Origin of the sequence: Corynebacterium sp. HMSC076C10 (assembly GCF_001812455.1) — a bacterium.
In the GTDB taxonomy this organism is placed as follows: domain Bacteria; phylum Actinomycetota; class Actinomycetes; order Mycobacteriales; family Mycobacteriaceae; genus Corynebacterium; species Corynebacterium jeikeium_D.
This window is the reverse complement of record NZ_KV809108.1, coordinates 13,651-36,210: the sequence shown is the minus strand read 5'-3', so window position 1 is coordinate 36,210 and position 22,560 is coordinate 13,651. Positions and strand designations below refer to the sequence as shown.

Sequence of the window (22,560 nt, the reverse complement as noted above, 5' to 3'; positions counted from 1 at the left end):
TCCCCCAGCTACACCAGGTATGCGCCGGGGCCGGAGCCGGAAACCAGCACGTCAATATCCTCGAACTCTGCGCGGAAACGATCCGCGATGGTCTCGGCATCGCCGCTGCGGCACAGCACCTTCACGTTCGGCCCGGCATCCATGGTGGCGTAGCACTCGGTGCCCTCGTCACGCAGCGTAGCGACGAGATCGAGAGCCGCCACCGAATCCGGATTCCAGTACCGCACCGGAGGAAGAGCCCCCAGCATAGTGGCGTGCATGCGCATGGCATTGGCCTCGGCAAGCTCGCCGACCGCAGTGAAGTCCGCAGCGGCAATGGCGGCCTTCATGTCCTCGATATCACGGGGCACCTGCTCCACCCAGGCCGGGAAGAACGGTGATGTCTCGACCGTGCGACGCATGGCGGCACGGCTGTCAATCTTCTTGCGCCCCGGGGCCAAAACCGCCACGACCAGGGAGAGATCCAGGCCGGAATCCGGCAGAGCCACTGCGTGGCTGGAAGCATCGTCATCGCCGGGCAGCCACTCAACGAGGCCGCCGAAAATAGAGCGACAGGCCGAGCCCGAACCGCGACGGGCCAGAGCCGAGAGCTGTTCCGGGGTGTAGTCCAGGCCGTAGGCTTTCGCCGCGGCCAGCGCGAGAGCGCCAAAACCCGACGCGGACGACGCCAGACCCGCACCCGTCGGAATCTCGTTGGTGCTGGTCACCTCTGCGAAGCTAGTGCTGCCCGCACGCTCGCGGACCAAATCCAAAAACTTCTGGACACGGACGAGGTCCTTGCCCACCATCTCCTGGCCATTCAGAGTGCCCGAGTCGGCGGTGACGCTGGGATCGTCGATAAGCGACACCGTGGTCGTCGTCGGAGCGATGCCCAGAGTAAGGGACAGCGAACCTGTGGCCGGCAGCTGCACGGCCTCATCGCGCTTGCCCCAGTATTTAATCAGGGCGATGTTGGGATGAGCGACGGCGGTAGCGGTCGTGGTCACGAGGGATTTACCTCCACAGTCCAAGTAGCAACAGCATTGGCGCCCATCATGGCATGGCTAATCAGTTCCGCGTGATCGGCGGACTCTGCCAGCGCCATCACACAGCCACCGCAACCGGCGCCAGTTAGCTTTGCACCGTGGGCACCTGCCAGACGCGCGGCAGTGACGAGATCAGTGATGGACTCATGCCCAACACCTAGTTCTTCTAGCGCTTCCTGCGCCGAGTCCATGCGATGTCCCAGACGGGCAAAATCACCCTTGGCCAGGTTGTGCACCGCGCCATCGGCCAGCTGCCCCAAGTGGTCCAACAACTCTTGGCCGTGGACTCGGTGGGAATCGACGAAACCACGCACGCGGGCAACGGCCAGCGACGTCGAACCACGCACACCGGTATCCCCCAGCACCAGCCACATCTTCTTGGCCACCTTCAGCGGATGGAACTCACCCTGCTTGAAGTAAACCGGACGCGATGCGCGGGCAACCGTGGCATCCAGGCCAGAGGGGTTACCGTGCGCCAGACGCTCAGCTTCCTGCACCAGGTCAAAGCGCTGACGCTCGGTCAAAGTGCCATCGGCGAGGTCACGCACTGCGTCGATAAGCGCATGTGCCACTGCGGCAGAACCACCCAGCCCTGCAGCGGGTGGGATACCGGAGCGGAGACGAACCAGCAGGTCGCGTTCGGGAATACCGAAGGTGCGCAGGCCAGCGCGGAGTGCAGCGGCGATGGAGGCAAAGCGCTCCGGCAGCTCGTCGATGTCGATGACCTCGCCGTCCATGGAAAACAGGACGGGAGAATCCTCCACGCGGTCAATCCACGCCATCGTGCGCAGCGACGTCACCGGCAGCGCGATAGCCGGCTTGCCGTAGACGACAGAGTGCTCGCCCAACAAAATCGACTTGGCATGGCCTTCACCGAATGCGGCACCCTGTTCATTGGCCAGGGCATAGAACTCCCCGGTCTCCAATTCCTCGGACTTGTCGAGGCCGAAGTCGTCGACGCTGGCGTTTTCTACGCTGGTCACGAAGCTACACATCCTTTTCCGAAACCGACTGTGCGGCAGCCTGCGCCTCCGCTGGGCCATGGATACCCGGCACACCCGCAATGTCGAAACCGTACTTGGAGAACTTCTCCGCCCCAACACCCCAGACGTGGTTAAACCACTCCGTCATCGGTTCGTTCGCGCGACGTTCTGCGAGCTCCTGCGGGGTCACGTACACCACTTCATCGACCTCATCGGGGTTGATATCCACCGACTTCGGATCGACGATGCCGGCGTACACGTGGTTGTACTCGTGCTCTGCCAATCCCGAACGATTATCGATGACCTGGTAGATAACGATGCCGATTTCCTCCAACTGGGAGACATCCGCACCGAGCTCTTCCTTCGCACGACGCTCAACGGCATCGGCCACCGGCTCCCCCGGCAGTGGGTGCGAGCAGGTCGCATTCGTCAGTAGCAGTGGTGAGTGATACTTCGACTCCGCACGGCGCTGCAGCAGCATGCGTCCCTGCTCATCGAAGAGGAAAAGAGAAAAAGCACGGTGCAAAATTCCCGGCGGAACGTGTGCTTCAAGCTTGCCGACGGTACCGAGAACCCGACCGTCACGATCGACCACCTCTACCTGGATGTCGGCTTCACCCGGGGCAAAGCGGGCTTTAATGTCCTCTGGCGCGTCATTCATTTCCACACTCCCGACTCTAGACTGCGGCCACAACCGCAGCTAACTCCCCGGCAATCTTGCGGGCCGATTCCGCATCGGCGGCCTCCACCATGACGCGGAAGAGCTCCTCGGTGCCGGACGGGCGCAACAGCACGCGACCGGTGGAACCCAGCTTCTCCTCGGCTGCATCGATGGCGGCCTTGACCTCATCAGACTCCAGAATTGCGGCCTTGTTGGACACCGGCACGTTGATAAGAGTCTGCGGCAGCACCTTCATTACGGAGGCCAGCTCAGCCAGAGACTTACCGGTGCGTGCCATCCGCGCCATGAGGTACAGACCCGTGAGGGTGCCGTCACCAGTGGTGGCATGATCCGGAATGACCACGTGTCCCGACTGCTCACCGCCGAGCGAGTAACCGCCAGCGTTCAAATCAGCCAGCACATAGCGGTCGCCGACCTTGGTGGTACGCAGGGCGATATCGTTTTCCTCCATCGCCAGCTTGAGGCCGAGGTTACTCATCACAGTGGCCACCAGCGTGTTGTGGTGCAGTAGCCCCTCTTCCTTCATGGCGACGGCCAGGATGGCCATGATTTGGTCACCATCGACGATGTTGCCCTGCGAGTCCACAGCCAGGCAGCGGTCGGCATCGCCATCGTGAGCCAGCCCCAGATCCGCGCCGTGCTCCAGCACTGCCGCGCGCAAAACCTCAATGTGGGTGGAACCGCAGTTGTCGTTGATGTTGTAGGAGTTCGGCTTGTCATGAATAGCGACGACGTCGGCACCGGCGGCCGCGTACGCCATGGGGGCGGCCTGCGAAGCAGCACCATTTGCACAATCCACTACGACGCGAATGCCGTCGAGCTTGGTGCTGACCGCACGGGAGAGGTGGAACAGGTAGCGGTCGAGCCCGTCTGGGGCCTCCTCGATGACACGACCCACTCCGGTGCCCGTGGGGCCGGTCTCCGGCAGGTTGTGGAGAGCGTGTTCGATTTCCTTCTCCACCGCGTCGTCAAGCTTGGTGCCGCCCGCGGCGAAGAACTTGATGCCGTTGTCCGGCATGGGGTTGTGAGAAGCCGAAATCATCACACCCATGTCGGCACCGTAGTCGTCGGTGAGGAAAGCGACAGCCGGAGTGGGCAGCACGCCGACACGCAAAACGTCGACGCCCTGGGAAGCCATGCCGGCAGACAGCGCTGCGGCGAGCATCTCACCGGAGACACGCGGATCGCGGCCAACAATGGCCAGGGGACGACGCCCCGACGGATTCGTGCCGCTAGTCAGCACAGTGGCCGCAGCAGCACCCAGCCGCATTGCCAGCGGTGCGGTCAGAGTCTTATTCGCCAAACCGCGGACGCCATCAGTTCCGAAAAGACGTGCCATTGTTGCTAGACCACTCCTTGGGGGTTTTATGAGTTTTGGTATCGCGGACTATTGCATTGTCAATGCTGTATTACTTTAGCCGGTCGCGCAGGCGAATCCAGACTAGCCACAGGACACAATTGGCTGCGGGTCATAAACCGTAGTCTGAGTTTCACGCGATATTTCCGCGCCCGAGAGGTCCCGAATGACGCGTGTATCGGAAGTGGTGAAGCCCTGCGCACCCGACGACGGCTGGCAAGAGCTGCCACTGACCTGCATACGCTGTGGTTGCGTGTATGCCCAACGGCCACCATTGATGGACTCAACGTTGACCTTCTTCACACCCTTGATGCGCACAGTGACGTCGGAGCCAGTAGTAACGGCCTCGATGAGAATCGGAGTGTCGGAACTGTTCTTAAACGCTAGGTCGATTGCGCCCTCGTACACCGTCGCCTCACGGCCGGCCGGGTAACGCGAAATGTAGTAACTGTGCGGAGTGTGCGCGACATCCTCCATGCCCGCAAAGTACGAAGCATTGTACAAAGTGGTAGCGAACTGGCTAATGCCACCGCCGACAGCCTTATCCGCATGGCCGTTGAGGATGATGCCCGACTCGACAAAGCCCTGCGCAGTACCGCGCGGACCCGTGTAGCCGTTCAGGCTGAATGTATCGCCCGGTGCCACGAATGCGCCGTTGACCATCTGCGACACCAGGGCAATGTTTGTGCCCGATGCCGAGCTGAAGCCACCGGTGGTGAACTCACCAATGACATCATCGAAGGTGGCACTTTCCGCTTGTTCGGTGGTGTAGGTGGCGGGCTTGTCCTCGTAGACCGCATCGAACTCGCGCTTATCCGTCGAAGTCACACGCTCGGCGAAGTCCTTCATAGTTTCATCCCACTTCACGGCTACGCCATCAACCGAGGGGACCACTTCACGCGAACCACCGCTGAAGCGTATCGACGCATTGCGCTTATCAACCTCGGAAGCAGCCAGCCCCTCCTCGAGGATCTCGCGTGCGCGGTCGACATTAATATCGGCGGCCAATCCACCGTCGCGCGGCACAAAGCTGATGATTTCAGCCATGCGCTCCGGCGGAATTACACCATCTTTGCCATCACGGCCCTTGGCAACAATGGGACCCGACACCGCATCGGCGGCCTCTCCTTCAGCTGCCTCACGGACCTGATCCTCACCGATAGCCGGGTCGTGCGCGGTGGTCTCTACATCGATGCCCTCCGGCGACAACCACTTGGCGGCCAAATCCCCGCTGACCGCATTGCGGTCGACATCTTGGCCGATGACCGGTGGAGTTGTTTCCACGCGGCCGTCGACAAGCTTGACCTCACCATCGACGGGAGCAATAGTCAGTTCGCCGACGAGACGGTCGACCTGCGGCTCGAACTTAGAGCTATCGATATCGCTGACCAAATCCAGCTCACGGGTAGTAAAGAAACTGCGCACCCAGGTAACTGGGTTCGCCGTCTGCTTACCCGCCTGCGCGACCGTCTTCTCCCAGGCGATGCTCAGCCCCGCCTCCTCGGGCAGAACCTCCGCCGTACGTTCGCCGGCACGAAACGCCACTGGATGAGTGGAAAGATCACCGAGCTGCTCTTCGAGCTTCGCCTCAGCGTGATTCGCGCTCAGCGTGCTGATGTCAATACCCGCAACGGTAGACCCGCGCGGGACATGGTCCTTGTTCAGCACGTAATCGACAGCGTAAAACACACCGAAGAGCGCGAAGATACCGAGGACGATGCCGAGGAAAATCTTTAATCCACGGTGACTGGAGGAAGACTTTTGTTTGGCCACAGCCACTTACTTTACCGTGGAAACACTACTAACTAGATTTTTATTAGATTCCGCAGGTGTCCGGAATGCGTTTCTTGTACTTCGCATACTGCTGGAAAGCATCGACCACGGCATTGGCATAGACCTCGGCACCATCCGGGGTCGGGTGGATAAGGTCCGCGCGCAGCTTGGACAAATCATCACGCACACCATGGCACCAGTCAGCCACATAGACATTGTCGCGCTTCTTTGCCGCGTCGAGGACTTCCCTCTCCGACTGCGGCATCCACACACGATCACCGTACGGGTTGATTAGGACAATGATGCGGTCTTCACCCAGCGAATCGAGGATCTCATCCAACAGGTGTTCGTCCGATGCCGCAGCCGACTGATTGATACCAAGACCCAGCACGACGAATGGATCGAGCGTACCCGCCGCCTTCATACTCGCGATGATCTCCGGGGCGGCCGGATAACCACGGGAAACAGCCGCATCGATATAGATACCGGGCAGCTTCTCTTCCAACGCGGACGCCGAGGCGAGCATCACAGAGTCGCCGATAGCGGTGATCTGGTCACCACGCGGCATAACGCGCTTGGCCAACTCGGCTTCCTCCGCCTTCTGAGCCTGCGCACGGCGCTCAGCTGCCTCCTGTAGCTGCGCCTCCAGACGTGTCATCTTCGGCGCCGTAGCCATTCCCACAACTGCACCAACCACGACGACCAGCGCCAGCCCTGCTGCAACGCGCGGCTTCCAGGAACCGGCAAACTGCGTGCCCGAAAACTGCGCCATCCAACGGCGGTAACCCATCCGGCGAATTGGCGATTCCACATTCTTGTATGACCAGTTCGCCAAAAGCAGCGATAGCGCAATACCTGCGCAGGCAGCGAGGTTCTCATACTGCATGGCCTCACTGCGCTCCAGCAGTTCGCGGATGAGCACGATGACCGGCCAGTGCCACAGGTACAGCGAGAAAGAAATCTTTCCCAGCCAGCACAGTGGCTTGAACTCAAAAATCTGACGCACGGGTGAGACACCGCGAACGACAAGATAGAGAATCGCCACCGACAGCAACGAGGCGAACACCAACCCACCGCGGTAAGTCGCCGACGCGGTATCCGACATCATCAGCAAAACCAACGAAAGGAAGATCAGCGGCAGCGAGGCCACTACGAAAGCTTGGGCAGAACTGCCAAAGAAGTCCCGCAGCAGGGGTTCTGTGCGTGGCCAGGAGTCCGCTTCCGCGCGTGACGACGTCGACGTCAACCACAATGCGAGGGCCGCGCCAAACAGGAGTCCAAAGGCGTGAGTATCGGTGCCGTAGTAGACCCGCGTGGGGTCAACCTTCGGATCGTAGAGCGAGACCATCCACACGAAAGAAGCAACCGCCCCAATGCCCGCCACTGCTGCCAGCTTGCGAGATGCCAGCTTCAGGGCGAGAAGAGCCACAAAGATCAATGGCCAGAGCAAGTAGAACTGCTCCTCCACCGACAGTGACCAGTAGTGCGCTAACAGCTGCACTCCGGAATCCGCGAAATAGGACTGAGAGCCCGCAATCTGCGTCCAATTATTGACGAAAAAGACCGTGCCGAGAAACTGCGTCGACAAGCCAACAGCGGGATCCCCGCCGACCAGACCTGCGACGGCGATGGAAATAAACAACACGAACATCGCAGCCGGAGCGATGCGGCGCAGTCGACGGAGCCAGAAGTCCTTTAGATCGATGCGCCCAGTGACCGCGCGTTCGCGCACCAGAAGCGAGGTGATAAGAAATCCGGAGAGCACGAAGAAGATATCCACACCGATGTAGCCACCGGGCAGCACATTATCGAAGTAGTGGTAGATCACCACTGTGGCAACGGCCAGACCGCGCAGCCCATCAATGCCTGGTACGCGTCGAATGCGGAAGGGATGCTTCGCCACCGACGACGAGCTAGAGGAGCTCTTCGCGTCGGAGGTCTTGGTGGCTGTGGTGCTCACCGCCATACGATTTCCTTCTTCCCATCGCACTGCAATCGCACTTTCATCGCACTGCAATCGCACCGCGATAAACGATTCTCGTGGCAGTTTTTAACGGATAAAAGTCTAACGTACGGGGCTTGTCCCAAAAATGCAGCCATGCCTGGTCACTGCGGACTTTAACCAAAAAAGCACCTCGGCTTGCGTGTAATACGCAAACTGAGGTGCTTTTCGAAGCAGTAAAGCTTAACGCTTGGAGTACTGCGGTGCGCGACGGGCCTTGTGCAGACCAGCCTTCTTGCGCTCGACAGCACGAGCGTCGCGGGTGAGGAAGCCAGCCTTCTTGAGAACGCTGCGCTCCTCCGGGTTGAACTCGTTCAAGGCACGAGCGATAGCCAGGCGCAGAGCACCGGCCTGACCGGACGGGCCACCACCGTTGATGTTGGCCTTGATGTCGAACTGGCTCTCGCGCTCGACCAGGACCAGCGGATCCTTGATCTCCTGCTGGTGCAGCTTGTTCGGGAAGTAATCCTCGAGCTCGCGGCCGTTGCAGACAATCTTGCCGGAACCAGCGGTCAGAACGACGCGGGCGACAGCGCGCTTACGACGACCGACAGTCTGAATCGGACGATCCAGGGTCAGCGGTGCAGCCGGAGCAGCCTCAGCCTCGGTCTCGGTAGCAACTGCGTCGCCGATGGAAGAGGTGAACTCTTCAGTGGCAGCAGCAGCGGCAGCCTGAACATCATCGTAGGAAGCCTCGGTGGCCTCTACGTTCTGGTTCTCATTGACGTCCTGTGGGTTGGTCACTGTGCCACCGCCTTGATCTCGTAGTTTTCAGGCTTCTGACCGGCGAACGGGTGCTCGGAACCGGCGAAGACGTGCAGCTTCTTGATGGACGCACGCGAAAGCTTGTTGTGCGGCATCATGCCCTCAATAGCCTCAGCGATAACACGCTCCGGGTGAACCTCGAGGGAACGACCCAGGGTCATCGACTTCAGGCCGCCCGGGAAGCCCGAGTGGCGGTAGCGCATCTCACGTTCCCGCTTGTTCGAGGAGACGTGCACCTTATCGGCGTTGATGATGATGACGTGGTCACCGCAGTCGACGTTAGGGGCGAAGTAAGCCTTGCCCTTACCGCGCAGCAAGTCTGCGGCGTGAGTAGCCAGACGGCCGAGAACAACGTCGGTAGCGTCGATGACGTACCACTTGCGCTCGATGTCACCGTCCTTCGGATGGAAAGTAGACAACATGACTCCTTTTAGGGTCCGTGTAGATTTGCCAGCCACTGTGCACACTGTTGTTATTCCCCGGCGGCCGGTGGAGACCCGAGGCAACATTCACGTGTGCGCACACAGTTTGCCTACTCTACCTTGAGATGGCACTAGAACAAAAAATGCCAAAGCCAGTCTCAGCCGCAAACTGCTGAGACTGGCCTTTCCCCCCCTGGAGTGCTGCTAGCAAGAATACTTCAAAGGCAGATACCTAACTGAAGATCTCAATTGAGCAATGTCCTCCCCTCCCCCGGTTACATAGCTCAATCAAAAGTGCCTCAATCAGGAACCAAGCTACCCCCAGCTAGCTGCCGCGCGGCGGTTAATATCCGCCATTCGCTGGCTACCTGCGCTGACCGTATCCGCGATAGTCGTGAGAATCATATTGAGCTCCTCCGCTGCTGTGTCCCATTCACGCTGAGCCTCCTGGTAAGAATCCGAAGAGTCACCCTCCCACGTAGAGACCATCGGCGCGATGCGCTTCTTCAAATCTCCGAGCAGCCCGTTGATGGTGCCAGAAGTGGACCGAATGTCATCGGCAGCACCGTCGATGCCGCCAAAACTGTACCTAATTGGTTGCATTAAGAACCCTTTCCCCAAAAGGTGATGTGTGTTGTGTGATTCAGTGTTGTGGTTGTGCGATTCGATAAAACGTTTAGAGGTTCAGCAACGACGCACCCGCTGCTGCCACCTGCTTGAACGACGACGCCCCCTCGTCCTCGCCCGCATCGAAGCTGCTGGAATTGGCGCGGATGTTGTCCGCGATATCCGTCAGCGCATTGGACAGACGCATAGCTGCGTCATCCCAACGAAGCATCAGATCATCGAAGCTGTCTTTAGCCTGGCCCTTCCATTCCCCCGCCAGACCGTCCACGACGCCTCGAATGCGACCCAGCTCGCCCTGTACTTCCGAGTTGACGCCATCGACGTCCCCCGCGGTAGTGGTCATTTGATCTGATTCGGCTGCAAATAGGTTTGCCACTGTTTCCCCCTTATTCGTGTTGAGTGACTGATTAACGACGGCATTTTTACCTCCCCGCGCGAGCCAGCCAGCTTCCCGCGTTAAAAACCCGTCATATTGTTTGGCGCGAAAAACCCCGATTCGGTTCCATTTTGGTTTTCCAACCTTTACCCCTGCTTACCCCCGCCCATCCCCCAGTCACTTTCTCTACGCCCATTACGTTGTTAGCAGTTCCACCACAGGGCGCCGAAGATTCATAGCCTGTCCACCCGATTGGGCTGGTTATGTTTAATTTCGTTCCCTCCGTCTGAAAGGACAGTGGAACTAGTCGCTGGCTTCGGTATGGCTTATTCCCGCCCCTGTCTGAAGATGATCCGGGGGTGATGCCCCCCCCCGAAGGCAGTTAATTTGTTTGAACTACTGGAGTTTAAACTCTACGATGTCGACTTCATCATCTGCAGCTAATCCGGGATAGTGAGTATCTAGCGCTTCCTGAAGCTCAGTGAGGGAACCAAAACCGTCATTTTTGGCTTGCTCCTCCGACAATTCGCTTCGCCGGGTGGAGACAACTGACGTGACCTGTGCAGGAATAGTGACGACCTCTCCAGATTCTTTCTCGAAGACAATTTGAGCGCTTCCTTCACGAAAAGGATCATCTACCCGAATGGTTTGTTGCTTTTCTCCGCTACGAATTAATTCCTCGTAGCCTTCCCACATGTAAATGCGCTGTTCCTTTTCCAAGTCCCGCCAGTCAAATGCGAACGGCAAAAGCTCTCCCACGGTAGGTGCTTCAAGTCCATTACTTCCGCGCACGATGCACCGAATAGACGGGTTAACATCAAAAAGCACCTGGCGGCATTTACCGCAAGGAGGAACAACTTGACCAGTAGGTCCGTATACGGCGACTACTGCTTGGATGGGGTCCTCTGGATAACTAGCAGCATGGTTGGCCAAAGCTGAGACTTCGCCGCAAGGACCACCAAGGAAATGAAATGCGTTCAAACCTAGGACGTGTTTGCCCGACTCGGTAAGGAGGGCTGCGGCTACTGTGTGGTCTCCTCCGTCTTGGTAGCGCTGTACATGAGTAGTTGCTTCAGCTAGCAAATTTCGAAGTTTGTTAGAAATCATCCATTTAAAGGTAGTAGCTGCAAACGCTAGACGATAACTTGAGTTCTATGAAGTTACTTCTTTTCTCTTACCTGCATCCTGATCTCGCCATGTATTTGACTGGAAGAATTCTCTATATAGATGACGCGGCAGTCGAAATGCGACAGGCTCCATTTGCTCAGGAAGAGTTAAAAGCGGTTAGCGATGTGGCGGAAACGCTGGTGACTCTTACTTTGTCAGAGACACCACTGAGTGTTTTTCGCCATGAGCTTGAGCAAGCTGATTGCGTTTATGTGGCGAGTGGTGAAACATTCCGTTTGCTCCAGGCGCTGAAATCTACCGGAGCGGACCAGCTTCTTACTGACGCCGTGCGTAATGGAAAGTTGTATGCAGGAAGCTCTGCTGGGGCTATTGTTGCCGGACCCTCAACTGAGCCAGCAACGGTGATGGATGATCCTTCAGCAGCTCCGGAGCTTGCGAACTACACCGGACTTAATCTCACTAAATATGTGGTAGTTCCTCACGCCCAAGGAACGACCGGTCCGTATTCTATAGACATCATTAGTCGGACTGTGCAAGAGTACGGGCGAAAGTGGAATCTTCTTTTGCTGAGAGACGGTGAAGCGCTAGTAGTTGATGAGCGGGGTTCAGTGCTTATCTAGGTTGCCCCCACTTGCGTATTACGGCACCGGCCGAGCGCTTACTACTGCCTGGTCGCATACGGGCCGTACCGGCGCAATAGTCCTTCCTCTGAACTGGCACCCCACACTGACTTGAGTTCCGTACATCACTTTGTGATGCCAGAGCACTATCGAATTACCTGACGGCAGCCGCTCCTCTACGACTACGACATCGGTGCCCAGTACTTGTCTGCGTTCCGGCGCGGACTTTGTCTCATCCCCGGCAACGGAGCTGCTCAAAGCGGCGGCTAGATGTTCAAGCGCCATGTCCTGCGAAAGCGGGCTAGCGAGCACCAAGACGCGCATATCTCCGCCATCCACCGCAATCAGACGGTCTAACGGACTTGCCGAGTCAAGCTCCCACCCGCCGGGAAACCGAGCTTCCACGCCCGCATTGGTCAGTTTGACTATTGGAGCAGAATCGGGAACTGGTTTCGATGTGGATGGAGGCGTCGTTACAGGAGGCGTAGTTACAGGAGGAGCCTGTGCGTGCGATGTCTCACGCTGCTTCTGTCTCCCTTCGTTCTCCCTAACTATGCCGCCACTAATGAGCCATGCAGCAATCCCAACAATCAGAACCACCACCGTCAACAAACCAACGGCAGCTACTGACACAACTGTGCTTTGATTCGACGCTGAGCTGACTTCTGCCCTGGCTGCAGGACGCCGCCCCGCGAAATCCTCCGACGGCTCCACTTCACCGGCTTCAGCGTCGCCGATGTTTTTCAACCAGGCCGGATTTACGCACTCCCCGAGCCGCGATGCTGGGCAGTCGAAGACTAAAAATCCACGGTCGCGCAGACGATCGACTAGTAGAGCTCGCCGCGGGTTCGCTAGCCCGGGTGGAACTTCGCCGACGATGAACTCAATATCCTCCTGCCAGCGGGGCGGATACTCAGTGATACCGCGCCCACCACTAACTTCCACATCATCGGGTATCCCCTGGGGCGCATCCGGATACATGGTCAGCTGATAAGCCAGCGCAATGACTGTTTCCACCAATGGTGCGCTGTCGTTCGCTCCGACCAAATGTGTCATCCGACTGGCAATGTGGCCCCCGCTCAGACGAGTGACACAGACACGCGTTTCCTCTACTTCCACCAACACGCTATGAGACACAGTTGCCTCATCGAGTTCCACAACGGCGTCGGCAAGCGTCAGGATGTACGGATTGAGTTCAGCAGCCAATAGCGCGGAGGCCAACCGGCACTGTCGCACAGCACCCCAATAGCTGGGCACAATGACTGTTTGCATGCTCTCGAGAAGCGGTCTAGGGCCATGCACCGCCAGTTCTGCGGTGTCTGCAGGTGCCGCGAGTCCCCACAGGTGCCAGGTGCCGTGGCGCAGCGTCGGGGTCTGGGTGGTGGAAGAAGATTCGACCCGAATCATCAACTGTCCTCCTGGTCACCAGCGGTATCCAACCAACCCAACTGCACAATCTGCGGACTCTGGCCGTGCGCCACCCAATAGCCACGGCCCGGCGGCTGCTCGCAGGGCTTTACGCCGAGGATGGGGCCGTCGTCGCGTGTGCCGTCCATAACAAAGACGCTGGCACCCTGGTCCTTAACCGCACCCATGACCGGGTCGTGGAGGGACCGCAACGCCCCGCTGATTCGACGGGCAAAAAAGATATTGAGCCCAATGTCGGCGGCGTGAGCGATGACTTCCGCCAGCGGCTGCAAGGGGTTACCCCGCGAGCCAGCCACGAGGTCATAGTCGTCCACGATGACATTGATGCTTGGACCACTCCACCAATTTCGGGCCTTCAACTGCGCTGGGGTGATATCCGGTTGCGGGAGACGAGCCTTCAGTACCTCTGCCAGCTCTGCCAGCATGGGTGTCGCCACCGCAGCCGAGCCCGCATAGCCGGCCAGCCGCTCTTGGGGCACGGCCTCCATTAGCCCACGGCGGTAGTCAATCACGACGAATTTCGAGTCCGACTGGGAGTACCGCAGCTGGTGAACGATGCCCCTCAGCGCGGCGGTTCTGCCGCTGCCCGCCGAACCGAATATCAGTAGGTGGCGATCCTTTTCTGGATGGAATATCACCGCGCCCAGACCGGCTTCTTCAAGCCCCACTGCAATCGCACCTCTCGCAGCGGCCGCTGGTCGCGGCAAACGCGCAATATCAATCCGCCGTGGCAACAACTGGAGCTTTGGTGCCTGCTCACCGTGCGGCGCTGTCTCTGCAATCCGCTTAGTGTCTGCAGCGCCGGTGAGAGCTACCAGCATCGCAAACCCGCCCGGCGCGACTCCGCGTCCTGGGCTCTCCGGCACCAGCTCCGCTGCCTTGCGGTCAATCATTGAATCCATCGACTCCGCCTGCCGCAGCTCAATCCGAGTACCAATCAGGTCGCGAACGGCAGGTCTCATGTCCGTCCAGCGATAGGCCGTGAGCAGGACATGAATTCCCACCGCCAATCCATCTGCAACCAGCGCCTGCACATCGTCACTCAGCGCCGGAAACTCCGTTTTGAACGCACCCCAGCCGTCAATGACCAACACCGAATCCGGCTGACCCGCCGCCCGTGCTGCTTCCGGAGAGAGCCATCCATTAGTGCGAAAGAGCTGTTCCCGACGACTTACCTCACGACGCAAGAAACCAATCGTACGGCGAATAAGCTCCTCGTCTCCGCGGTGTGCAACCGACGCGACATGCGGCAACTCAGCCAGGTCGCTCAGGCCGCCCGCACCACAATCGACGATATAAAAATGCAGGTCACGAGCGCTGATACCGTCGGCTAGCGCGAGGATCGCTGTGCGTGCGGCAGTGGTCTTTCCTGACCGCGGCGCTCCGACGATTGCCACGTGCCCACCGGTCGTACGCAGGTCAATACGCAGTGGGTCCTGACGCTGAAACAGCGGCTTGTCCACCAGCCCAATCACACCGGTCAATCGCTGTCGCGGCAGCTGCTCGTCGGGCTGAAGCTCGATGGCCTCCGGCAATGGTGGCAGCCACACCCGATGCGCACGTGTCGATACGTGCGACACCGCTGCCACCACGGCACCGAGCACCGTCTGCTCCGATGTCTGCGCAGGCGGATCGGCCATTCCACCATCGCTTGACGACGCACCGAAAGCCTCCCGCGTCCAATTTTCAGCGGTAAATTCAGCGACAGCTACGGCCTGGCCCTGCAGCCCCTGCTCTGCCCCAGCCGTCGCACCGTCAATAGGCTGCGGACGGACCACCGGGCCGGAAACATACGCCGACCGAAACCGCACCGGCTCGGCGGCAGCAGATTTGATATATCCAATGCCCGGGATGGCCGGCAGATGATAGGCGTCCGGAACGCCCAGCACGCTGCGGGACTCCGCGACGGAAAAGGTCTTCAACCCAATACGATAGGAAAGATGGCTTTCCAACCCGCGCAAGCGGCCTTCCTCCAGACGCTGACTGGCCAGCAGCAAATGCATGTGCAAACTGCGCCCCAACCGACCAATCGCAACGAAGAGCTCAGCAAACTCCGGGCGTGCGGAGAGCAGCTCTGAAAACTCATCCACCACAATCAGCAACGCGGGCATGGGTGGCGCATCTATCTGCCCAGCGCGCCGGGCTTGCTCATAATCGCTGACACCGGCGAAATTCCCTGCAGCGCGCAGCTGCTCTTGGCGCCGCGTCATCTCACCGCGCAGTGCGTCTTCCATGCGGTTGACCAGGATAAGCTCCTGCTCCAAGTTGGTAATCACCGCCGAGACATGAGGCAATTGATCCAGTCCCAGAAACGTCGCCCCGCCTTTGAAGTCCACCAGCACAAAGTTCAACTGATCCGGGCTGTGCGTAGCTGCGAGCCCTACCACGGTCGTTCGGAGGAATTCCGACTTACCCGACCCTGTGGCACCAACGCACAGACCGTGTGGCCCCATGCCGCCCTCAGCACTCTCCTTAAAATCCAGATAGACCGGAGCACCACCGTCATCAGCTCCAACAGGAATGCGCAGGCGAGCACTGCCGTAGCGCGGTCGGTAGCGCAGAGTTGTCGGAGGCGGGTACAGCCCGAGCTCCTCCATGACCGGGTCTTCCGAGGTCTTAACAGAATCATCTGCGCTTGTTGGCACTTCAAAACGCGCCAAGCTCCGTCCAAGCACCTCCGCTTCTGCTGGACTCAGCTGATCAGGTACGCCAATCTCCTCCCGTCCGGACGCAGTTTCCGCATGCACAGCAGTAGCGGAAACAACCAGCGCGATGCCATGGTGAACCGCTGCCTCCCACAACGTTGACTGCGCTTCCACGACGGTCAGCAAAACTACCGAGGTCTCCGACCCCGCCGCGTCAAAAATCGGTGTCAGTTCAGTGACATCGTGCTGTCCGTTCGAATCCGCCAGCACAATCAGCACTGCAGCTGGCAGTGTGTCGATAGCCGTGAGCAGCTCAGTCAGCTGCGCACACGTCGCCGCCCGCAACCGCGCTGGGCCACAGGCATCAGTAACTGCGGGGTGTCCGTGGTGTGGCGTCCACTTCAGCCATTCCCACTCATCTCCCACAACTGCAATCAGGCAATCCTCCGGATGATGCAGCGCAGCAGCTTGGGCGACCATTGCTCGAGCCAGCCCCTGCGCCGCGGTATCTCCAGTGAGCGCGATGATCTCAAAGGCTGACACATCTATGGCAAAGGGCACGCCCTCAACCTGACGAGCCGATCGAATAACTTCCCGCAGTGCTACGGCGGAAACCGGATCCAGTTTCTCCGGCGCCGGAATTGCCGGTGGTGTTACGGGCGTTGCGGGCTGCTGCGTTGCCACCCCGATGCGCAGCTGCAAGAAATCCGGGTCCCCCTTTCGGCGTTCGCACGCCCGCCCCATCGCCCCCAGCTGCCACAGAGTTCCAGGCCGAGGGTGGATAAACTGCGCCGATTCACGCTGCATCCTCGCTGCTTTCGCCACCGCGCGGCGAATACTGGACAAATGCCTCTGATAGTCCTTCCGCACCGGTGCCATGTCCTTATTTCCCGCCCCGCCCGACACCATCATGCCCACAGTGGAAAACACCATCATCAGCGGAAACATAAACGACATCGGGTTACGTCCCACCCCAGAGACAAACATCAACACCACCATGCCAACCACTGCCACGACCATGATTAACGGCATGAGTGCACGCATCAGCGGCACCGACTGTGGTTCCGGCGCTTCCGGTGGCGCATCCGGCGCGATTGTGCCTGTCATAGGCTGCAGCCCCGCTTTTCGGGTAGCCGAAATCTCCGCCTGTGCACTAGTCACAAAAATCCCCCCGCTATGTGTCGCCCCTTGTGTTCACTCGACGGCCAATCCCCCGACCAATCGGTGTACGCATAGCTTAAAACACACTCCGGAATCTCGCAGCGCATGACCGAAACTGATAGCGGGGGCACGCGCAGTTACTACTCCGAGTAGCGCTCTAGCGAGTTGTACGACACTCTAGAGGGACTAAAGCATGCAGAATTCATGGGGGAAATACATGCTGGGGGAACTCATTCGCGTGCGCATTGATGCCGCACACATGCCCGAAGACACCAACCGAGCACACGCAGACCTTGCGTTACCGACCAACGTCGCAATCGCCGCACTTGTACCGGATATCCTGCAAATTTTCGATATCGACATTGCGGACTTCCCGCTGGCACAGTGGCAGCTACGGACCGCCACTGGCACGATTTTGCTTGCCGACGACACCCTGAACGATGCCGGTATTGCACCAGGCGAACGCCTGGTTGTTATCAACGACCCAGGTCCCGTGCCCAAACCTCGGCTCTTCGATGCCGCCGATGCTATTACCGACACCACCTATACCGACGGTATCGGTACGGCTGATTTGGTTGTTGGCTGTACCGCCGCCCTCGTGGCCACGGCTTCAATCGCAGCTGCCTCACTGAGCTTGAGCAGTACCGATTCCACACTGGCCGCGGCAATCAGCTTCATCGCACTACTAGCAGTAGCCGGTGGACTGCGCCTGGCTCTGTTGCGTAGCGCAAAACCGGCGATTGTCATGTCCCTGGAGCTGCAAGTGCTCATTCTGGGCACCGCTTCGGGACTCTGCTTCGTTGGCCTCGACCTACACCGCATACTCACCGACTGGCCGCCGACTGCTGCGATTAGTGTCGCGCTTGCCGTCATCGGTTTGATTTTTCTCATTTCCAACACCGGCGACGGCGACAACCGCATCACCGTTACCCTGGGCGCGGCGAGTCTCAGTGCTGCAGTTACCTTCGGTATTTACGCTGCGGCTGTCGCACTTTTCCACAACTCGGTTCAATCAGGAGCGCTCACCGCTGCTAGTGCAGTCATCCTGATACTGCTGGCACCTTCCATCGCTATCAAGGCTGCCGGTATTCGCGTACCCAAAGTCCCTGCCGCCGGCGAGAGCTTCGATGACAGCGAAACTCCCGAAATATCCCACAACGCACCTAAGCGAGCGGGGTGGATTCTCGATGGCATCCTCTGCAGTGGCACCGGAAGTCTCAGCATCTTCACCCTGGTGGTACTTTTCTCCGGAGCCTATGCGAACAAGTGGTGGCCTCTAGGCATGGCTGCTGCTGTCATAGTCTTTTGTGCAATTCACTCCCGTGGCCAAGCCCGGAAAGTAGCTTCCACCTGTACTGCTTTAGCTGGTCTTGCCGTCATTGTGGCCGTTTCCTTTCAACAGTGGTTCGAGGGCAATTGGCCAGTCGCCGCTGGCCTGGTCGTCCCCATGCTTGCAGCCACCGCCTTAGCCGCATTTCCCGCGTCACGCATCTCACCTACAACGCGCCGCATAGCTGAGCTAACCGAGGCCTGCAGTATCGCCGTTATTTTGCCCATTGCGGCCATCATTGCCGAATTCCCTGAGTTCGTAAGTGGGTTCTTCCAGTGAAAAACCCACTTTTCATGAATGCCATAAAAACTCGTCTCATCGCCACGGCCGCACTTTCCACAGTGCTTATCTCGACGTTGACGGCGGCCACCGCAGCAGCACCGTCGGGCATCGCACCAATAGCGGCTGCCCAGAACAGCCAGGCCTGCGTGGCCACGATGCTGTCGTCGGAAAGCGCACTGCATGAACCGACGGTGATCGAAAAAGCGCTTCGGTTTCGCCAAGCATGGCAACTGACGACGGGTGCGGGGATTACGGTGGCGGTGATCGATACCGGGGTCTCACCCAATGAGCGCCTGGGCGAGGTTCTCGACGGTGGCGATTTTGTCGACGGCAACAGCGGGTTCGTAGACTGCGACGGTCACGGAACTCTAGTAGCTGGCATTATTGCAGGCCGGCCCGGTGCCGATGGTTTCGCCGGACTGGCGCCCGACGCGCACGTGTTGTCGATAAGACAAACAGCCGATGGCGAAGGCAATTTGGAGTCGCTGGCACAAGCCATCGACAGGGCCGTCGCGGAGGGCGCGCGGGTCATCAATATCTCGCTCACATCGTGTGCCCCGGCAGGCGTAATGCCCCAAGGTGCAACAGATGTTGCCGAGAGCGTCGCACGCGCGGAAGTCTCAGGCGCAGTAGTGGTCGCAGCGGCAGGCAATAAGGGCGATAGCTGTCAGGACGGATCCGTAGCGTGGCCCGCAGTTCTGCCGGAGGTAATCGCAGTATCAGCAGTACAGTTCGACGATGCTGGCCAAGCACAACCCGCGGAGTATGCAATCACGGGACAATGGGTCAATGTCTCCGCTCCCGGCGGCCCCGTACTCGGTCCCGATCCGCGCACCCCCACCGGTCTCATAGACCGCCACGTGTTCGGGTCCGGGGATAACACCCGAGCTCAACAGATTGCCGGCACCAGCTTTGCCACGCCAACCGTGTCGGGCACAGCTGCCCTGCTGCTGGCACGAAACCCAGAGCTTTCCCCAGCACAGGTTCGCGACATCATCCTTAATTCCGCGAGCCCAATTAGTTCCGGGCTCGGCCTTGGTCGCGGCATCATTGCACCTTATGACGCTCTGATTTGGACCACTGTAGACACCGCTGCGCAGCACGCAGCCAATCCCGCGGCCGCACCGGCTCCACCGGATCTGCTTTCTTCGCAGGAGCGCAATGCACCGCTCCGGGCGACTGGACTGCTCCTGATATGCGCACTGGGCCTAGGTGCCTGGCTGCTCTCGCGCCCCAGACAGCGGCCCTAGCGCCGCCTGCTTACTCAGCTCAGGGCCTCCGCGCAACGCGGCCAGCACTTCCCAGTCCACTGGTCGCGTGCCACCGCTATCGGCATTGGTTGATGCATTAAACCCGAGGGCAGCCAACGTCGTGCGATCGTGCACAGCAAAGCGCATCCCCTCTGGCGAAATGACGTGTACGGCCCCATTTACGCTTACTGCAATCGAGCTGCGCTCACGGCTGCGACCATCCACGAAACCGTCGACGGCCGCACCCGAACCGTCGGCATGCGGGTAATCCACGTGCCGCCCCTCCGGAGCATGCTGCGACCACTGCACGAGAGCTTGCGGCCGTCCTGCTATCCGGCCGGCACACAACCAGCCATCAGCATCGGCAAACGTCAGCGGCTTTTCAGGTAGCCCCGGGACTGCTGGCGCATTCGCAACGGGAACTGCCGCCAGCTGCCCCTCACTGGCCTGCAGAACTGGGCTATGCGCAGCTAATAGCTCTCCTAGCACCGGGGAGAGAATCGCGGCACCGTCGTCAAGCACGATAACGCGCCGCTGCCCGACCTCAACCACATTGCCGACTGTGTCGAATGGAGCGGCGAAGTGCGTGGGTGCGCCGCGGTTCGGGATTGCTGGCGCGGCCAGAATCGGAACCTCCGGAATCGTTCTGAGCAACGCAGGGCTGACAGGCCGGACTGCGGCGCGTTCCAACCCCAGCGCTCGAGAAACAGCGGCGTGCTCCGGGTGGTTGACATCCAGCCGCGAGCGGTAGCCCTGCGTAATCAGCCAGAGGTTTTGGCCATCGGCAACGACGGCACTGTCCGAGTGGGTTCGGGTAAGCTGCTGCGGTTCCCCACGGACTTCTTCAAGACGCGCAAGCGACTCTGCAACAATCCACGGCTGCCCGAGGTCTTGCACCGTCCGCTCGCATAAAGACAGTGCCAACTCCGGCGCACCTGCACTGCCCCTCTTGGCAGCTCCCGAGGCACCAGAGCCTGCCGGCGCGGCCGGAACTGCTGGTGCGCCCTCAATCCCGACAGCAAAACTGATGTCCTCTTTGTCCAACTCGCTACTGCGCACCCGCTTCGGCTCAGCAGGATTGCCCAAAATTAACCGCGCCGATGCGAGATTCGCGACTGGATGCAATCGACCATTGACACGTACATGCAGGCCCTCCGACCCCGATACGACAATCAGCTGCTCATTGGAGCTCGAACCGCCCTGCGGCCGCACCAACGACAGCACCGCAGTGCCGGCGGCCAGTAAAACCACCAGCGCACAGCCGATAAACAGTGCTCGCGTACGCGTGCGCAGAGGATCGTGCAGCATTCGCGAATCCGCACGCACAAGCGCATGCTCAATCCGACGAATCAAGAATCGATGACCGCTGACCTGGCTAGGCGTAGTCGGCGTACGTGGCATGAGTTTCCCCCAAAACTATTCCCCCAAATAATCTCTACCCTGCAGAGTAAGCCAGGCCGCGCTACTGTGCGACCAGGGGAATTTTAGTGGGGAACATATTGGGGGGATTTTCACATGCCATTGTCATTGTGGCTGCTCATTACAGCAATAACCATCACTGCAGGCGCGCATGTCCCTGTGCGCGGCCGCAGCCTTCGCGACCGCCTGCGACGCACCGAACCAGGACAACTCATCGGGCTACGTCTCACGCCAGGCCTGCGCAGCCAGCTAAGCGCTGCGGATATCGTCTCGCTTGCCGACGACAGCCCAGTGACCCTGGATGCGCTGTGCTTTTATCACATTGCGCCGGAAGTCCGCGGAGAGCATGCGCACCGCTACTTCCGAGCAGCCGAGCGCTCCGGCACAGCCCCTGAACCCTGGACACATCTGGTGGCAACTCTTCCGGTGGAAGCCTCCGCTGACAAAGCCCTACGCTTCCTCATCCACCGGCTGGGAACCCTTGGTATTCGCGCACGGCGATTGACGGCACCGGAATGTGCTCTGACTGAGAGCTCTGCGGAGGTCGTGCAGCTACGCCGCACTGGACGCTCTCATCATGTGGCGGCGTTGGGACGCAAACCGCACCTGTGGTTAAGCCGACAACGTGACATCGCTATCACTAATGGTCCGGCGCAGGTCATAGGGGCCGGGAGCAGCGGACAAACCATCACAATGTGTCCCGCGAACCTCCCCCGATTGGAGGTCGACTGCGGCAATCAGGACATTTGTGAGCTGCTCATCGGAATGCTCTCGCTCGGCTATCGAGTCGGAATTCGCACGTCCCGTCCACATTTCTATACTGTGGCTCTTGATTTGGGCGCAGTACTTCTCGCTCGAGCTGGAGACGACACCGTCGATGTGGTTGTTGTCGAAGAGTATGAGCCCGACCTGTGTACTGGAATCGCCAGAATCATCGAGGTCAGTCGTACAGGTTCGCCCACGGAAGCAGCGGAAATGCCAGCTTCGTGCCCTCGACTGGCGATGGGCGAATTCACCTGGACGCTATCTACCGCCCGCACTACCGATGAATTGCAGCCACTAGCTATGCGGGCAACTAGCGGTTCAGTCCCGGAATCAACGCACCCAAATCTGGCAGACCGCCCGGCGCCTGGGAGCCGTCAGGCTCACCCTGCTGCGCCGGGTCATTCGGAGCGCCATTTTCTTGGCCACCCGGCTGACCGCCTGCTGCAGGAGGCACATCCTCCTTCGGCATCTGTGCACCAGTGACATTGCCATTGTCGATAGTGGCAGCGCCCGCTGGTCC

General features: G+C 59.5%; 18 protein-coding genes. 4 read left to right on the top strand and 14 right to left on the bottom strand.

The genetic code is table 11. The features are described from left to right. Positions 1–8 precede the first annotated feature (8 nt). The 11 genes from mvaD to HMPREF2857_RS04175 all read right to left on the bottom strand — a co-directional run bounded on the left by mvaD (position 9) and on the right by HMPREF2857_RS04175 (position 11,119). Positions 9–986: a diphosphomevalonate decarboxylase gene (mvaD, locus tag HMPREF2857_RS04225; protein WP_070642870.1), complete on the bottom strand. Its 978-nt coding sequence runs from the start codon at positions 984–986 to the stop codon at positions 9–11. After that, positions 983–2,008: a mevalonate kinase gene (mvk, locus tag HMPREF2857_RS04220; protein WP_101687816.1), complete on the bottom strand. Its 1,026-nt coding sequence runs from the start codon at positions 2,006–2,008 to the stop codon at positions 983–985. The genes mvaD and mvk overlap by 4 nt, the downstream gene beginning before the upstream one ends. Positions 2,009–2,012: 4 nt before the next feature. Further along, a complete protein-coding gene (idi, locus tag HMPREF2857_RS04215) occupies positions 2,013–2,669 on the bottom strand; it encodes an isopentenyl-diphosphate Delta-isomerase (RefSeq protein ID WP_070642868.1) in 657 nt (218 codons plus the stop codon). Between the two features lie 16 nt (positions 2,670–2,685). Continuing rightward, positions 2,686–4,029 (bottom strand): phosphoglucosamine mutase, encoded by a 1,344-nt coding sequence (gene glmM / locus HMPREF2857_RS04210; RefSeq protein WP_016422094.1) that lies wholly within the window; start codon positions 4,027–4,029, stop codon positions 2,686–2,688. Between the two features lie 102 nt (positions 4,030–4,131). Next, the gene (locus tag HMPREF2857_RS04205) at positions 4,132–5,820 is read right to left on the bottom strand and encodes a VanW family protein (protein ID WP_070642867.1); all 1,689 of its coding nucleotides are present in this window, start codon (positions 5,818–5,820) and stop codon (positions 4,132–4,134) included. Between the two features lie 43 nt (positions 5,821–5,863). After that, complete coding sequence (locus tag HMPREF2857_RS04200; protein ID WP_070642865.1) at positions 5,864–7,786, bottom strand: acyltransferase family protein; 1,923 nt, start codon at positions 7,784–7,786, stop codon at positions 5,864–5,866. Positions 7,787–8,005: 219 nt separating this feature from the next. Next, entirely contained in the window at positions 8,006–8,566 is a 561-nt protein-coding gene (gene rpsI / locus HMPREF2857_RS04195; RefSeq protein ID WP_016422091.1) for a 30S ribosomal protein S9, read from the bottom strand. Next, positions 8,563–9,006 carry a 50S ribosomal protein L13 gene (gene rplM / locus HMPREF2857_RS04190; protein WP_005509852.1) on the bottom strand — a complete coding sequence of 148 codons (444 nt, stop codon included), beginning with the start codon at positions 9,004–9,006 and terminating at the stop codon, positions 8,563–8,565. The genes rpsI and rplM overlap by 4 nt, the downstream gene beginning before the upstream one ends. Positions 9,007–9,324: 318 nt before the next feature. Beyond that, positions 9,325–9,612: a WXG100 family type VII secretion target gene (locus tag HMPREF2857_RS04185; RefSeq protein WP_016422090.1), complete on the bottom strand. Its 288-nt coding sequence runs from the start codon at positions 9,610–9,612 to the stop codon at positions 9,325–9,327. A 73-nt stretch (positions 9,613–9,685) separates the two neighbouring features. Next, positions 9,686–10,012 (bottom strand): WXG100 family type VII secretion target, encoded by a 327-nt coding sequence (locus HMPREF2857_RS04180; protein WP_005510029.1) that lies wholly within the window; start codon positions 10,010–10,012, stop codon positions 9,686–9,688. A 396-nt stretch (positions 10,013–10,408) separates the two neighbouring features. Then, positions 10,409–11,119, bottom strand: coding sequence for an ASCH domain-containing protein (locus tag HMPREF2857_RS04175; RefSeq protein WP_070642864.1), 711 nt, complete (start codon positions 11,117–11,119; stop codon positions 10,409–10,411). 47 nt (positions 11,120–11,166) lie between these two features. On the opposite strand from HMPREF2857_RS04175, the gene HMPREF2857_RS04170 reads away from it, so the two are divergent. Continuing rightward, entirely contained in the window at positions 11,167–11,760 is a 594-nt protein-coding gene (locus HMPREF2857_RS04170) for a Type 1 glutamine amidotransferase-like domain-containing protein (RefSeq protein ID WP_070642862.1), read from the top strand. An 18-nt stretch (positions 11,761–11,778) separates the two neighbouring features. Here HMPREF2857_RS04170 and HMPREF2857_RS04165 read toward each other — a convergent pair whose 3' ends face one another. Together HMPREF2857_RS04165 and eccCa are read right to left on the bottom strand one after the other, a co-directional pair. Beyond that, complete coding sequence (locus HMPREF2857_RS04165) at positions 11,779–13,167, bottom strand: type VII secretion-associated protein (protein WP_070642860.1); 1,389 nt, start codon at positions 13,165–13,167, stop codon at positions 11,779–11,781. Beyond that, the gene (eccCa, locus tag HMPREF2857_RS04160; protein ID WP_141752728.1) at positions 13,167–16,994 is read right to left on the bottom strand and encodes a type VII secretion protein EccCa; all 3,828 of its coding nucleotides are present in this window, start codon (positions 16,992–16,994) and stop codon (positions 13,167–13,169) included. The genes HMPREF2857_RS04165 and eccCa overlap by 1 nt, the downstream gene beginning before the upstream one ends. A gap of 193 nt (positions 16,995–17,187) precedes the next feature. Here eccCa and eccD point away from each other — a divergent pair, with 193 nt between their 5' ends. Together eccD and mycP are read left to right on the top strand one after the other, a co-directional pair. Beyond that, complete coding sequence (eccD, locus tag HMPREF2857_RS04155; RefSeq protein WP_246819605.1) at positions 17,188–18,603, top strand: type VII secretion integral membrane protein EccD; 1,416 nt, start codon at positions 17,188–17,190, stop codon at positions 18,601–18,603. A 14-nt stretch (positions 18,604–18,617) separates the two neighbouring features. Beyond that, on the top strand, positions 18,618–19,856 hold the full coding sequence (gene mycP / locus HMPREF2857_RS04150; RefSeq protein ID WP_246819604.1) for a type VII secretion-associated serine protease mycosin: 1,239 nt from the start codon (positions 18,618–18,620) through the stop codon (positions 19,854–19,856). Here mycP and eccB read toward each other — a convergent pair. Next, complete coding sequence (eccB, locus tag HMPREF2857_RS04145; RefSeq protein WP_049190399.1) at positions 19,815–21,257, bottom strand: type VII secretion protein EccB; 1,443 nt, start codon at positions 21,255–21,257, stop codon at positions 19,815–19,817. The two genes, mycP and eccB, sit on opposite strands and share 42 nt — an antisense overlap. Before the next feature lie 114 nt (positions 21,258–21,371). Here eccB and HMPREF2857_RS10885 point away from each other — a divergent pair, with 114 nt between their 5' ends. Further along, positions 21,372–22,523: a hypothetical protein gene (locus HMPREF2857_RS10885; protein WP_083310505.1), complete on the top strand. Its 1,152-nt coding sequence runs from the start codon at positions 21,372–21,374 to the stop codon at positions 22,521–22,523. Positions 22,524–22,560 lie beyond the last annotated feature (37 nt).

Bases quoted from the DNA above. Each gene is read 5' to 3' on its own strand.
- HMPREF2857_RS04170 (WP_070642862.1), top strand. From the start codon at position 11,167: ATGAAGTTACTTCTTTTCTCTTACCTGCATCCTGATCTCGCCATGTAT.
- mycP (WP_246819604.1), top strand. From the start codon at position 18,618: ATGAATGCCATAAAAACTCGTCTCATCGCCACGGCCGCACTTTCCACA.
- HMPREF2857_RS04200 (WP_070642865.1), bottom strand. From the start codon at position 7,786: ATGGCGGTGAGCACCACAGCCACCAAGACCTCCGACGCGAAGAGCTCC.
- glmM (WP_016422094.1), bottom strand. From the start codon at position 4,029: ATGGCACGTCTTTTCGGAACTGATGGCGTCCGCGGTTTGGCGAATAAG.
- HMPREF2857_RS04175 (WP_070642864.1), bottom strand. From the start codon at position 11,119: ATGATTTCTAACAAACTTCGAAATTTGCTAGCTGAAGCAACTACTCAT.
- eccB (WP_049190399.1), bottom strand. From the start codon at position 21,257: ATGCCACGTACGCCGACTACGCCTAGCCAGGTCAGCGGTCATCGATTC.
- HMPREF2857_RS04165 (WP_070642860.1), bottom strand. From the start codon at position 13,167: ATGATTCGGGTCGAATCTTCTTCCACCACCCAGACCCCGACGCTGCGC.
- idi (WP_070642868.1), bottom strand. From the start codon at position 2,669: ATGAATGACGCGCCAGAGGACATTAAAGCCCGCTTTGCCCCGGGTGAA.
- HMPREF2857_RS04185 (WP_016422090.1), bottom strand. From the start codon at position 9,612: ATGCAACCAATTAGGTACAGTTTTGGCGGCATCGACGGTGCTGCCGAT.
- HMPREF2857_RS10885 (WP_083310505.1), top strand. From the start codon at position 21,372: ATGCCATTGTCATTGTGGCTGCTCATTACAGCAATAACCATCACTGCA.
- eccD (WP_246819605.1), top strand. From the start codon at position 17,188: ATGCAGAATTCATGGGGGAAATACATGCTGGGGGAACTCATTCGCGTG.